Raw genomic sequence first — 12245 nt, 5'->3', positions numbered from 1 at the left:
GCGAGGCTGTCGACGGTCATCGCAAAACCCTGGATGCCGAACACAGCCCTGTGGCGAGCGAGCTTGCTCGCGCTGGGCTGCATAGCAGCCCAAAAACCGGTAACCGAGGTCTTTCTGACAGACCACAATCGCCTTCTCAGGGCCGCTGCGCAGCCCAGCGGGAGCAAGCTCCCTCGCCACAAAGGCCGCGCTCACGCTGGCGTGGAAGGTGTACTTCGCAGCGAGGCTGTCGACGGTCATCGCAAAACCCGGGAGGCCGAACACAGCCCTGTGGCGAGCGAGCTTGCTCGCGCTGGGCTGCATAGCAGCCCCAAAACCGGTAACCAAGGTCTTTCTGGCAAACCACCATCGCCTGGTCAGGGCCGCTGCGCAGCCCAGCGGGAGCAAGCTCCCTCGCCACGAAGGCCGCGTTCACGCTGGAGTGGAAGGTGTACTGCGAAGCGAGGCTGTCGACGGTCATTGCAAAACCCTGGATGCCGAACACAGCCCTGTGGCGAGCGAGCTTGCTCGCGCTGGGGTGCGAAGCAGCCCCAAAACCGGTAACCGAGGTCTTTCTGACAGACCACCATTGCCTTCCCGGGGCCGCTGCGCGGCCCAGCGGGAGCAAGCTCCCTCGCCACGAAGGCCGCGTTCACGCTGGAGTGGAAGGCGTACTTCGAAGCAGCGCTGTCGACGGTCATCGCAAAACCCGGGAGGCCGAACACAGCCCTGTGGCGAGCGAGCTTGCTCGCGCTGGGCTGCATAGCAGCCCCAAAACCGGTAACCAAGGTCTTTCTGGTAAACCACAATCACCTGGTCAGGGCCGCTGCGCAGCCCAGCGGGAGCAAGCTCCCTCGCCACAGAGGCCGCGTTCACGATGGAGTGGAAGGTGTACTGCGAAGCGAGGCTGTCGACGGTCATCGCAAAACCCTGGATGCCGAACACAGCCCTGTGGCGAGCGAGCTTGCTCGCGCTGGGGTGCGAAGCAGCCCCAAAACCGGTAACCGAGGTCTTTCTGACAGACCACCATTGCCTTCTCAGGGCCGCTGCGCAGCCCAGCGGGAGCAAGCTCCCTCGCCACAAAGGCAGCGTTCACGCTGGAGCGGGTGGCAAGGGGGTGTACCGCGTTTTGTGGAAGTTGCTCAACCTGCCGCCAACCCCTTCCCCGCCCGTTCCAGGTTGCGCCACAACCAACCCGGCAAGATCTCCGGGTCGAGGCTGTCGATCAGGTTCTTCAGGGTCAGCCCCAGTTCGGTATCCCCCTCGATGACCAGGCGCCGGCGAAAAAACAGGGTGTCCGGGTCTTCCTGCCGACTGGCCAACAGCAGGAACTCGCGCCAGTTGCCGCTGATGGTCACATCGGCCTCGGCCCGCTCGGCGATCTGCAGCCCTGCACGGGATCGGGTCAGGTACCACGCCAGGCCGAGGTCCGGAATCCGCAGGCACAGCCAGCGCCCGCGCAACAGATCGAACTCGCCCTCGCGCAACGGCTCGGCAAGGCAGCGATTGAGGGCCTGCTGCAACGCCAGGCGCTGCACCACGAAAGGCACCCGCCGGACCAGCGGGAACACGCGATCAGCACCGTGCAACAGCCATTTCTTTCGATTCAACACAGGCCGGCCTCCTCGACGCGCAACATCCCGGCCTGGCCATGCCAATAGCCGTTGCAGCCTTCGACGAACAACGGCGGCGCCTCCCCCAGACGGACCCGCTGCCAGGCCGCAATCACCTCGGCCATGCCCTGGGCCCGAGGGCTCAAGCGCACGATATCGGCACCGCTGGCCACCAGCCCCGGATAGTCGGCCAGCAGATTGGTCACCTCGGCCGACATCGTCTGAATACCGTTGAGGGTGAACAGCGCCTGCCCGTCCTGACTGCTGAGCGCCAACCCATCGGGGTAGTTGATGCAACAGAACTGGCAATCATCCTTGGGCCGGTTTTCCGCCCGGGCGGTAAAGCAGCGAGCGGAATAGGCCAGGGGCAAATGCCCATAGGCGAAGACTTCCACTTGCGGCACTTCACGACCCAGCTCACGCACCTGCTCAAGCACCGCGCGGATCAAGGCCGCCGAACACTCCACCGGCGGCACCCAGCGGATCATCCCGCTGTCTTGCAGTTGCGCCAGGGCGTGACCGTTGTACAGATTGAGCGCCGGGCCACCCACGAACGGCAGCTTGCGTTCGGCCAGCAACTGCACCGCGCCCATGTCATTGGCCTCCACCAGCAACTCGCCGTTGTCGCACAGGCGGCGCAGGCTGGAGAGCTCCGACGCGGCTTCGATCAGGGTCAGGCTGGAGAGCACCAGTTGCGCCTGGCTGCACGCCTGCAATTCGCGCCCCAGGCCCAACCATTGATCCAGGGACAATGCCCGGCGCTTCGAGCACACGGTTTCTCCCAGGTAAATCACATCCAGGGGCAGGCTCGACATCTCGGCGTAAAAACGCCCCACTTGTTCTTTGTCCCAGTAATACAGGACCGGTCCCAGGCTCAGCTTCATGTTCTGCCCCTCATTGCCATGATCGATGGTAGGCGCCCAGCGTGGTCTGGCTGCCTTCGGACAAACCGGCCAGCACCTGACGCCACTGGTCCTTGACCGTGAAGCTTTTAGGCGCGGCGCGATGGGCATCGAGGGCCGCGCGCCAGACCCGGGTGACTTGCTCGACATACGCCGGGCTGCGCTGGCGGCCTTCGATCTTTACCGCCTCCACCCCGATGGCCGCGAGTTCCGGCAGCAGGTCCAGGGTGTCGAGGCTGGTGGGTTCCTCCAGGGCATGAAAGCGTTTGCCATCGACCAGGAAGCGCCCCTTGCACAAGGTCGGATAGCCGGCGGCTTCGTCAGGGGTGTAGCGGTCGATCAGCACGTCGTTGAGCCGTGCGCTCAAGCCTTGGGCATCTTCGCTCCAGCGCACCGCCTTGGCCGGCGAACAGACGCCGCAAAGGTTCGGTGACTCGCCGGTAATGTAGGACGACAGGTGGCAACGCCCCTCGGCCATGATGCACAAACTGCCGAAGCCGAAGACTTCGATGGGCACCGGACTGCTGGCCGCGACCTGACGCACCTGGGCCAGCGACAATACCCGTGGCAGTACCGCGCGCCGAATGTCGTAGCGCTGCGCATAAAACGCCAGCGCGGCGGCATGGGTTGCGGAGCCCTGGACCGACAGGTGCAAGGTCAGTTGCGGGTGACGCTGGCTGGCATACGCCAGGACCCCGGGGTCGGCGGCGATCAGCGCGTCCACGCCATGATCGGCGGCACGGTCCACGGCGCGCTGCCAGCGCTCCCAGCCCTTGGGTTGCGGGTAGGTGTTGACCGCGACATAGAGTTTGCGTTGATGCTGGCGAATGTGGGCGACCGCTGCATCGAACTGCTTGTCGTCCATGTTCAATCCGGCGAAATGCCGGGCATTGGTGTCATCGCGAAAACCGACATAAACGGCGTCGGCGCCTTGTCGCACCGCCGCTTTGAGCGCAGGCAGATTGCCTGCCGGGCAGACCAGTTGCATGGGGAATCCTCATCAAGGAATGCGTGCGGACCTGCGCGTCGTGCCGGGTGCGGACAGGCCCGCGGTGTCGAGTGCGCTGCCAGTCTAGCGAGACCGGCAGCGACGGCCTTGACGGCAATCAATTGCCATCAGTGCATCAGCTCGGCGAAGGACAGGAATTGCACGTTGTCGTGCTTGCGCACCTGCTGCTCGCACTCCACGACCGCCAGGCCATCGGCCCAGCAGGCCGCCGACAACATCGCCGAGCTCTGCTGGGGATGCAGCTCCACACGCAATTGCCCGTCGGCATCGGGGACCAGTCTTGCCCGCAAGTACTGCCGACGCCGGTTGCCTTGCAGCCAGTCGAAGCCTGCCGGCAGCGCCATCGGGCGCGGCATCACCTGACTCACGCCCTGGGCCCTGAGCAGGAATGGACGCACCACCACCAGTGCGGTGACCAGCGCTGCCGACGGATTGCCCGGCATGCCGATCCACGGCTTGCCGGCCACTTCGCCGAACGCCAGTGGCTTGCCTGGCTGGATCGCCAGCCGCCAGAAATCCACACTGCCCAACTCATCGATGGCCCGTTTCAGATGGTCCTCTTCGCCGACCGAGACACCGCCCGAGGTCAACAGCAGATCGCACTCCGACGACGCCAGGCTCAAGGCATGCCGGCTGGCCGCCAACTCATCGGCCATGACCCCATAGTCATGCACCTCGACGCCCCAGCCGCGCAACAAAGCCGACAGGCAATACCGATTGCTGTTGTAGATCTGCCCCGGCGCCAGGGACTGGCCCGGCTCGCGCAACTCGTCGCCGCTGCTCAACAGGCAGACTCGCAACGGCCGATAGACCTCGACCCGGGCAATCCCGGCACCGGCCAGCAACCCCAGTTCCTGGGCGCGCAAGCGCTTGCCGGCCATGAGCAACAGATGCCCCTGACGGATCTCCTCGCCTTCCTTGCGCACGTGATCGCCCACCGTTGCCGGGGGCAACCAGACCCGATCGCCCTCGACCCGGCAGCTCTCCTGCGGCGCCACGGTGTCAGCCCCCGGCGGCAACGGCGCGCCGGTAAAGATCCGCACCGCCGCCTGCGCCGGCAAGGGCGAGCCTGCCTGCTGCCCCGCGGCGATACGTCCGGCCAATGGCAGGCTGCCCCCCGTGGCGGGCAGGTCGGCGGCCCTGAAGGCAAAACCGTCCATGGCACTGTTGTCCCAGCAGGGCAGGCTCAGCGGCGAATGGATGTCCCTGGCCAACACCCGGCCCAGGGCCTGATCCAAGGGGATCGTCTGCACCGAGGGCGGCGGCGGTGCCTGGTCGAGCAGATGGCGGACGGCTTCGTCCACGGGCATCAGATGACCGCTATCGCAAACCCGGCCAGTCATGAGCGCACCTCGCACGCCTCGAGCACCTGGTGTGGTTGAGGCTTGAGGTGAGGGGCGAAATTGCACGGGCCGGTACGGCTGTCCAACTGTTGCAGCAGGATCTGGTTCCAGGCAGTGCGACAGGCGCCCGGCGAGCCGGGTACGCAGCACACCAACACCCCGTTGCTGATCCCGGCCAGGGCGCGGGACTGCAGGCTGGACATGCCGATTTCCGCCAGGGATACCTGGCGGAACAACTCGCCGAAGCCTTCCACATGCTTGTCCAGCAACGGCATGACCGCTTGCGGCGTGTTGTCCCGGGCTGTGAAACCGGTACCGCCGGTCATCAGCACCACCTGCACCTGGGGGTCGGCGATCCAGTGCGAGACCTTGGCGCGGATCTGATAGATATCGTCCGGTACCAGGTCACGATCGATCAGCACATGCCCGGCCTTTTGCAGCAAGTCGGCCAGGGTCTGTCCCGAGGTGTCGGTGGCAAAGGTGCGCGTATCGCTGATGGTCAGCACGGCAATGTTCAACGGTTGAAACGTGCGTTGCGCCAGATGGGCCATATCCAAGCCTTCCCGTAAATGAGGACTGGCCCAAGCCTGAACCGAAACACCCGGCGAACCTATTCCTCCAAGGAGGTACCTCCACGGGGCGACGCCGCTCAGGGAGCCAGGCGGTAGCGCGCCCACACCCCCTGGTGCAGACGGTAGTCCAGCCGGTCATGCAGACGGTCGGGCCGCCCCTGCCAGAACTCCATGTGTTGCGGCTGCAGGCAGTAACCGCCCCACTGCTCGGGACGCGGCACGGGCTGGCCGTCGAAGCGCCGGGTTGCTTGCGCCAGCCGCCCATCCAACTGCGCCCGATTGGCCAGCGGATGGCTTTGCGGTGATGCCCAGGCGCCCAGCTGACTGGCCCGGGAGCGGGAGTCAAAGTACGCATCCGACAGACCCGGGGCGAGGCGCGACACCTGCCCTTCGATCCGCACCTGGCGCTCCAGCCCCGGCCAGAAGAACGTCATGGCGGCATGGGGGTTGGCGGCCAGTTCCTGGCCCTTGGCGCTCTGGTAGTGACCGAAAAAGGTCAAGCCGGCTTCGCTGAAACCCTTGAGCAGCAACACCCGGCAGTGCGGCCGGCCCTCACGGTCGACCGTGGCCAACAGCATGCTGTTGGCCTCGACCGGCGCCTGTTCGGTATCGCGAGCCTGTTGCAGCCACTGGCCGAACAGCTGCCATGGATCGTCTGGCGCGGACGCCTCCTGCAGGCCATCAAGGGTGTAGTTGCGACGCATCTGAGCCAGGGAAAGGGGCATGACAGTGATCTCCGCTGAGGTTGCGCCCAGTCTGCGAGGCCATGCACACCAACACCTTGATCACCATCAACAGCGGGCATTGATCCCACAGGAATCAGCTTCCAGACACCAATACCGTGAACAACAGCCATCAACTGTAGGAGCGAGCGTGCTCGCGATAAACCCGAGTACGCCGCGGGGTGTCAGGCTGCACGCGTCATCGTTGACGACCATCGCGGGCAAGCGGAACGCCGCCCGGCTCTCTCCCACAGGAGACAGCCGCCATACACAAATACTGTGAGTTCCAGCTATCAATAGTCGCTCGCACAATCGGCATATGCCGGCTATTATACGGCATATGCCGACAACCCAAGGAGACGGCCATGCTCGCTGAAGTCATGCGTGAACCGGCCTACGGTGCCTATCGCACACGGTTGCACGCCCTGTTGCAAATCCCCACCGACGCCTCCGATCTGGAGATCCACGACATCATCCAGGTCGGGTTTGCCGCCGACCGGCTGATGATGCTCTGCGAGCTGGGTGAAATGACGCCGCTTGAGCGGGACCAGATCATTCCCTTGAAAACCCTGAAGAACCGGGTAGCCAAAGACCAGAAGCTGACCGTCGACGAGAGCGATCGCCTGTTCCGTGCCGCCCACATCACGGCAATGGCGGACGCGGTGTTCGGAAACGATGAAAAGGCCAAGCGCTGGCTGTCCAAACCCAAGGACCGGTTCTCGGGTCGAAGCCCTATGGCAATGCTGTCGACGGTACAGGGCACGCGCCAGGTCGAAGAAACGCTGATCCAGTTGGCAGAAGGCTATGCGTTTTGATCTTCTGGCGGATCAGCGCGTTTGCCGATCTGACAGGGCGCGGCGGGATCCTCGCCGGTGGGCGCTGGCACACCGCGGGGAGACCGGTTGTCTATCTGGCCGGAACACCGGCCGGGGCACTGCTTGAGATCCTGGTGCACCTTGAAGTGGATCAGGAAGACCTCCCCGATACGCTGCAACTGCTCAAGGTCGAGCTACCGGATGCTGTCAGCGTCGCGCCGGCCCCGGCACTCACGCCTGGCTGGGAGTCCGATCTGCGCCACACCAAGGGTCTGGGTGACACATTCCTCAAGGGATGCCCTGCCCTGCTGTTGCCGGTGCCCAGCGCGATCATGCCGCACGCTGTCAATTATCTGTTCAACCCAATGCACCTCGACTCAGTAGAGGCCGTGATCACTGGCGAGTCATTCAATCTCGACAGTCGACTGATCAAAAAAAACTAACGTTCAACACCCACCCATGGATTTGGAAGGACGCGCCCGCCTGGGCGAACCCATGATCCGGTAGTCAGGAAGAAACCGTCGATGCGAATGTTTGAAGATATCTCCCCACGCTGGAAGCAAGCGGCCAAGGGCGCGTCCAAACCGCTTACCATTTTGTCGCCTTACATTACGGAGGACGTGGCGCTCAACGTCCTGAAAGGGAAGAAAGGTGCTCGCATTTTCACACTCTTCGAACCAGAGGTATTTGCAGCAGGCGGCTCGTCCCTCGCCAGCATTCGGGCTCTTCTGAAAGATCACCAAGTCTTTCGACTTGACGGGCTGCACGCCAAGGTTGTGACCGACAACGATAGTTTTATCACTCTGGGTAGCCAGAACCTTACAAAAGGTGGCCTATACAACCGGGAACTCAGCGTGCATCTCAAAGACGAGCCTGCACGCCGCCAAGCAATGGAGATCATTGAGCCTTGGCTAGAGAATCCAAGGCCGATCAAGCTCGAGATGATCAATGACATGGAAGCCGGCATCGAGCGGCTCAAGGGCCTGCTCAAAGAGTTCAACGATCAGTGTGCCAAACATCAGGCGAACGTCGAGGCTAAAGAGAAGGTGCGCGCCAATCGGGAACGTGACGACGTGCTTGCCAAGAGCCGGGCAGAAATCAGCGTCAAACTCGAACGCGCCTTGCGCGCCGGCGTCAAGAAGACAGCCCAGGTAATGCGCAAAGATGCTTACTCCGCACCATTCCTTCGGGTTGATAAGGGCGAGAGCCTTCTGGAATGGCGGCGCAATCGCGGTTCTGATGTCCAACTAGAAAAGGGTAAGCGATACCTGTGCTTCCTTGAGTCTTGTGAGTTCGGCTGGGCACGGCTCGCAGGCAAACAGATCACACGCATCGAGATGAACATCCGATGCGCACCGGGAACCTTCTCGGCGTTTCCGACATTGACCGTCGAGCTTTCGGCATCCCCGGATGATCTGATAGGCCAGCCGGCGGGGACCAACCTGGTGGTCAACCTGTACGACGGAAAAACTCCGGTCTGTATCGTTCCGGTTTCGTTCCAATTGGACACTGTTACCGCCTTTACCCCGAAGCGACCAAAGCCCAGCGTCAAACCGACTCGTGCGAACTCGCCGCCGCGCAAACCTGCTGCCAGGTCCCCACTCACGACCCCGGTGATCAAGTGGATTGCAGAAAACCCTCAGGCCTTCGAACAACTGGTCCGGAAACGGGTGACCAAGAGCTTCAACTTTGGCAAAGGGGACAAGCTGGCCGGCGAGAACGCAGCGGATTTCTTCGGTGAAACGGGCAGCCAGTTCGATGTAGGCCTTGCCATCATCGAAGGGAATCGGGTGCTGCACGTCTCGCAGCGTGAAGACTGACGGTTTTTCAATCACTGCGATGGGGAGCGGGATCGCTGCACATGTCCACATGCAGCGGCTTATCGGCCCCGCCCCAGGCACTCAACCGTGCCAATAGAACATCGCCTTGGCCAGGATCACGATCAGCAGCATGTGCCCCAGGATGCTGCGGCGAATCCAGTTGGCCCGGGCCTCTGTCAGCCGTGCGTTGTGCAGCCAGTACGCCAGCAACAGGTAGTGTCCGACGATGCTCAGGGCGAGCACGATCTTCAGGCTCAACAGGCTGGCAAAACGGCTGTCCAGCGGATGGCTCAGGACGCCGCGATGCTGCCAGGCCAGGCCAAGGCCTGCGCCATACAACACCAGCACCACGCCATGCAGCACCTTGCGCGAGCGCACGGCAATGGCCTGGTCCGCCGTTGCCCGGGCATCCGCCGTCAATTGCCGACGCGCCGAGTGCCAGATGTACACCTCGAAAAACAGGGTGCCGATGAAGCCGATGGCTGCCAGCAAATGGGTGACCAGTAAAAAGGGATAGATCATTGTCCGCCTCCTGCGCCGTGGGCTTATCCCGGATGCCCGTCGACCCGGGCCCGCAGCAGCATCGGCCCGTAGCGCCAGGCGTACAGCGCAAACGCCAGGGCCCAGCACAGTCCCGCCAGCCACAACGCCGCCACCGGCAGCACCAGCACCAGCACCACCCGGCTGAAACAGGCCAGGTTGAGCAGAATGAACGCCAGGGTCATCCCCGACGGCGGTTCCAGTGAACGCCCGGTGTGCCCCAGGCTGACCCGCGCGATCATTGCCAGAATCAGCCCGGCCATGGCCCCTATCGTCAGGCAATGCACCGCCAGGCTGGGGTTGAGCGCCACACCGAAATGCCACAGCGCCATGCCCAGGCACGCCAGCGCCAACCAGCCATAGGCCAGGTGCAGCGACCACAGCAACGGCACGCGCCACAACCCGCGGTCATGCCAGCGCACCAGGCGCACCAGGTGCCCGACCGTCAATGCCGCGAACAGCAGGCCGATCCAGACATTGGCCGACAGCGCCGGCCCGGCGGCATACAGCAACGCCACCAGCGCCGCCCCTGCCAGCAACAGACGATCGAGCCAGGCCCAGGGGGCAACGGCCTCGGTCCGGCCCAGGCCACGCTGGGTGAAAAACGGAATCACCCGTCCACCGATCAAGCCCATCATCGCCGCCACCAGCCAGATGCCGGTCAGCACGCCCTGGCGCTGCCAGCCTTCATGGCCTTGCGCCAATCCGTAGACTGACAAGCCGTCCGCCGTCGCCAACAGCAGCAACACCACGACAATCGGGTAGTTGCGTTGCTGTCTCACGCGCCACAGGGAGCGCCCCATCAGCCCCGCCACCACCAACGGAAACGCCAGTTCCAGCAGCGCCACCAGCGGCCATGGCAGATTCACCAGCCAGGCCACTCGCGCGGCCAGCCAGAGCAAGGCCAATGCCGCCAGCGGCTTGCCGCTGAGACCGGGCTGGCCGGTCCAGGTCTGTACCGCGGTCAGCAGGAAGCCAGCGATGATCGCCAGGCCAAAACCGAACAACAACTCATGCCGATGCCAGGCCAGCCAGCCACCGGCGGGCTGCCAGTCGCCAACCGCCCCCTTCAAGGCGATCAGCCAGAGCGGTATCGCCAGTAACGCCAGGCAAACGCCGGCGAGGAACAACGGCCGAAAAGCCAGGCGTAACACTGGCACGATGGCCATCGCCGTACGGCGGTCAAGTACTTGCATCAAGCCACTCCTTTACCTCGCTGCCGACCTGACACGGGTCCGCTCGCGACGAATTGAATTCCGAGGCAATCATCCGGTAATGACGCGTCACTGCCTTTGTCGCACATCAAGCTTGCCGGGCAACAACGGGGCAAGCTGCCCGTCCGCTGTCACTCCAGCACCTGCAAGGGCCGTGCCCTGCCCCCGTGGTGAGACTGCGGTGCCGGCACACAAGGGTCCCGGCAGTCCCCCTCATGGCGGGGACCCTCAAGAAAATGGTCTAAATGACAAGATGATGGTCATTTAGACTCGTAACACCCTGGTCATTTTGACCGCATGGTTTGAGAAACCCACTAAATGCCAGGGCGCCGCGCCTGGCCCGAGTCTTGCTCAAGCCATGCCACCTTGATCCCCTTTCACTCCGCCGGAGTCGTCATGAATAACGTTATCCAGCCACTGGCGTGGTTTGTCGTCCTCAGCTCGGTCATCGCCCTGGCCAGTGGCATATCCCTGGGCCTGGTTTGAAGCCAACGCCGCCGGCAAAAGTGAACGCTACCTGTGGCGAGCGAGCTTGCTCGCGCTGGGCCGCATGGCGGCCCAAAAACTGACCATCGAGTTGTTTCTGAAAGACCGCAACTGCTTTATTGAGGGCCGCTTCGCAGCCCAGCGCGAGCAAGCTCGCTCGCCACGGATAGCCCCCCTTGACGCTTACTTTTCCATTCTTCAGGATGAATTCTCATGGTGCTTCACCGCGTCCATCACCAGATTCTGCGCAGCCATCACTTGTTCGAGCCCTTGAATGAAGAACAGCTGGATGAGCTGATGGGGTCCAGCCATTTGCTGAGCATCGACAAGGGCGAACCGCTGTTTCGCCAGGGCGAGCCCGCCGATTCGTTTTACTTTGTGATTGCCGGTGCGGTGAAGATCTACCGCCTGACCCCGGACGGGCAGGAGAAAGTGTTCGAAGTCATAGGCCCGCGACAAACCTTCGCCGAGGCGATGATGCTGATGGACACGCCCAACTATGTGGCCTCGGCTGAAGCCGTGGGCCCCACGCAGCTCTATCGCCTGAGCAACGGCACCTATATGCGCCTGCTGCAGAGCAACAGTCGCCTGACCTTCGCCCTGCTCGGCAAACTCAGCATGCGCCTGCATCAACGGGTCAACGAAATCGAAACCCTGTCGCTGAAGAACGCCACCCACCGGGTGGTGCGGTACCTGCTCACGCAACTGATGCACCTGCAGCCGGTTGAGCGCCAGTTCGAGTTGCCGATGGCCAAGCAGTTGATTGCCGGCCACCTGTCCATCCAGCCGGAAACCTTCTCGCGGATCATCCGCCGCCTGATCGATGAGAAGATCATCACCCAGGATGGCCGCCAGATTGTCATTCTCGACCGTCTGCGCCTGGAGCACTTCGAGTGAATGCCCTGCCCGCCTGCCTGTATTGCCAACACCCCCACCCGCCTCGGCAAACTACCTGCAGCCACTGCGGCATGCCCCTGTCGGCGCTGGCGAACGGTGCCCGACAACGCACGCTACGACGCTTCAGGTGGTTCTGCATCGGTCTTGCGATCTTCTGCGTGACGATGTTTTTCTGGCTACCGCGCGGTTAAGCGCGGCCGCTCGCCGCCAACCAACGCCCCTCAAGGCTGCAATACTGTTCAGTTAAGGATAGGGGGCTCAATACATCCCCCGTGGCGAGCGAGCTTGCTCGCGCTGGGCTGCACAGCAGCCCCAAAAACTATCGCCGAGTTC

At 63.2% G+C, this 12245-nt stretch carries 14 protein-coding genes; 5 read left to right on the top strand and 9 right to left on the bottom strand.

Features of this window, described 5'->3' with window-relative positions; all coding sequences use genetic code 11:
• From AC3WQN_RS25045 to pdxH, 7 genes are all read right to left on the bottom strand, one after another.
• On the bottom strand, window positions 1-240 hold a 240-nt coding region (locus tag AC3WQN_RS25045), incomplete at its 3' end, for a hypothetical protein (RefSeq protein ID WP_492606967.1).
• Between the two features lie 881 nt (window positions 241-1121).
• Window positions 1122-1592 (bottom strand): ubiquinone anaerobic biosynthesis accessory factor UbiT, encoded by a 471-nt coding sequence (gene ubiT / locus AC3WQN_RS25040; RefSeq protein ID WP_103402271.1) that lies wholly within the window; start codon window positions 1590-1592, stop codon window positions 1122-1124.
• Window positions 1586-2476 (bottom strand): U32 family peptidase, encoded by an 891-nt coding sequence (locus AC3WQN_RS25035; RefSeq protein WP_095148359.1) that lies wholly within the window; start codon window positions 2474-2476, stop codon window positions 1586-1588. Before AC3WQN_RS25035 ends, ubiT begins: the two co-directional genes overlap by 7 nt.
• A gap of 10 nt (window positions 2477-2486) precedes the next feature.
• Complete coding sequence (ubiU, locus tag AC3WQN_RS25030; protein WP_103402272.1) at window positions 2487-3482, bottom strand: ubiquinone anaerobic biosynthesis protein UbiU; 996 nt, start codon at window positions 3480-3482, stop codon at window positions 2487-2489.
• A 128-nt stretch (window positions 3483-3610) separates the two neighbouring features.
• Window positions 3611-4846 carry a molybdopterin molybdotransferase MoeA gene (locus AC3WQN_RS25025; RefSeq protein ID WP_103402273.1) on the bottom strand — a complete coding sequence of 412 codons (1236 nt, stop codon included), beginning with the start codon at window positions 4844-4846 and terminating at the stop codon, window positions 3611-3613.
• Window positions 4843-5397 carry a molybdenum cofactor biosynthesis protein B gene (gene moaB / locus AC3WQN_RS25020; protein WP_095082473.1) on the bottom strand — a complete coding sequence of 185 codons (555 nt, stop codon included), beginning with the start codon at window positions 5395-5397 and terminating at the stop codon, window positions 4843-4845. The genes AC3WQN_RS25025 and moaB overlap by 4 nt, the downstream gene beginning before the upstream one ends.
• A gap of 98 nt (window positions 5398-5495) precedes the next feature.
• The gene (pdxH, locus tag AC3WQN_RS25015) at window positions 5496-6143 is read right to left on the bottom strand and encodes a pyridoxamine 5'-phosphate oxidase (RefSeq protein ID WP_103402274.1); all 648 of its coding nucleotides are present in this window, start codon (window positions 6141-6143) and stop codon (window positions 5496-5498) included.
• A gap of 362 nt (window positions 6144-6505) precedes the next feature.
• Here pdxH and AC3WQN_RS25010 point away from each other — a divergent pair, with 362 nt between their 5' ends.
• The 3 genes from AC3WQN_RS25010 (at window position 6506) to AC3WQN_RS25000 (ending at window position 8775) form a co-directional block, all read left to right on the top strand.
• Window positions 6506-6955, top strand: coding sequence for an Xre family toxin-antitoxin system antitoxin (locus AC3WQN_RS25010; RefSeq protein ID WP_103402276.1), 450 nt, complete (start codon window positions 6506-6508; stop codon window positions 6953-6955).
• A complete protein-coding gene (locus AC3WQN_RS25005) occupies window positions 6952-7398 on the top strand; it encodes an RES family NAD+ phosphorylase (RefSeq protein ID WP_103402277.1) in 447 nt (148 codons plus the stop codon). The genes AC3WQN_RS25010 and AC3WQN_RS25005 overlap by 4 nt, the downstream gene beginning before the upstream one ends.
• Window positions 7399-7479: 81 nt before the next feature.
• Complete coding sequence (locus AC3WQN_RS25000; RefSeq protein ID WP_103402278.1) at window positions 7480-8775, top strand: phospholipase D-like domain-containing protein; 1296 nt, start codon at window positions 7480-7482, stop codon at window positions 8773-8775.
• An 81-nt stretch (window positions 8776-8856) separates the two neighbouring features.
• On the opposite strand, the gene AC3WQN_RS24995 is transcribed toward AC3WQN_RS25000, so the two are convergent.
• Complete coding sequence (locus AC3WQN_RS24995; protein ID WP_103402279.1) at window positions 8857-9297, bottom strand: CopD family copper resistance protein; 441 nt, start codon at window positions 9295-9297, stop codon at window positions 8857-8859.
• 23 nt (window positions 9298-9320) lie between these two features.
• The gene (locus AC3WQN_RS24990) at window positions 9321-10511 is read right to left on the bottom strand and encodes an NnrS family protein (protein ID WP_103402280.1); all 1191 of its coding nucleotides are present in this window, start codon (window positions 10509-10511) and stop codon (window positions 9321-9323) included.
• A gap of 717 nt (window positions 10512-11228) precedes the next feature.
• Here AC3WQN_RS24990 and AC3WQN_RS24985 point away from each other — a divergent pair.
• On the top strand, window positions 11229-11912 hold the full coding sequence (locus AC3WQN_RS24985) for a Crp/Fnr family transcriptional regulator (protein WP_103402281.1): 684 nt from the start codon (window positions 11229-11231) through the stop codon (window positions 11910-11912).
• Window positions 11909-12103 carry a protein DnrP gene (locus AC3WQN_RS24980; protein ID WP_103402282.1) on the top strand — a complete coding sequence of 65 codons (195 nt, stop codon included), beginning with the start codon at window positions 11909-11911 and terminating at the stop codon, window positions 12101-12103. Before AC3WQN_RS24985 ends, AC3WQN_RS24980 begins: the two co-directional genes overlap by 4 nt.
• Window positions 12104-12245 lie beyond the last annotated feature (142 nt).

The organism is Pseudomonas sp. FW300-N1A1 (assembly GCF_058789115.1).
Note: the sequence above shows the minus strand (reverse complement) of the source record. Positions and strands in the feature narration are given on the sequence as shown.

Excerpts from the sequence above, each read along its gene's own strand:
- AC3WQN_RS24990 (WP_103402280.1), bottom strand. The coding sequence starts at position 10,511 with ATGCAAGTACTTGACCGCCGTACGGCGATGGCCATCGTGCCAGTGTTA.
- AC3WQN_RS25010 (WP_103402276.1), top strand. The coding sequence starts at position 6,506 with ATGCTCGCTGAAGTCATGCGTGAACCGGCCTACGGTGCCTATCGCACA.
- AC3WQN_RS24995 (WP_103402279.1), bottom strand. The coding sequence starts at position 9,297 with ATGATCTATCCCTTTTTACTGGTCACCCATTTGCTGGCAGCCATCGGC.
- AC3WQN_RS25000 (WP_103402278.1), top strand. The coding sequence starts at position 7,480 with ATGCGAATGTTTGAAGATATCTCCCCACGCTGGAAGCAAGCGGCCAAG.
- AC3WQN_RS25035 (WP_095148359.1), bottom strand. The coding sequence starts at position 2,476 with ATGAAGCTGAGCCTGGGACCGGTCCTGTATTACTGGGACAAAGAACAA.
- AC3WQN_RS25025 (WP_103402273.1), bottom strand. The coding sequence starts at position 4,846 with ATGACTGGCCGGGTTTGCGATAGCGGTCATCTGATGCCCGTGGACGAA.
- ubiU (WP_103402272.1), bottom strand. The coding sequence starts at position 3,482 with ATGCAACTGGTCTGCCCGGCAGGCAATCTGCCTGCGCTCAAAGCGGCG.
- AC3WQN_RS24985 (WP_103402281.1), top strand. The coding sequence starts at position 11,229 with ATGGTGCTTCACCGCGTCCATCACCAGATTCTGCGCAGCCATCACTTG.
- pdxH (WP_103402274.1), bottom strand. The coding sequence starts at position 6,143 with ATGCCCCTTTCCCTGGCTCAGATGCGTCGCAACTACACCCTTGATGGC.
- moaB (WP_095082473.1), bottom strand. The coding sequence starts at position 5,397 with ATGGCCCATCTGGCGCAACGCACGTTTCAACCGTTGAACATTGCCGTG.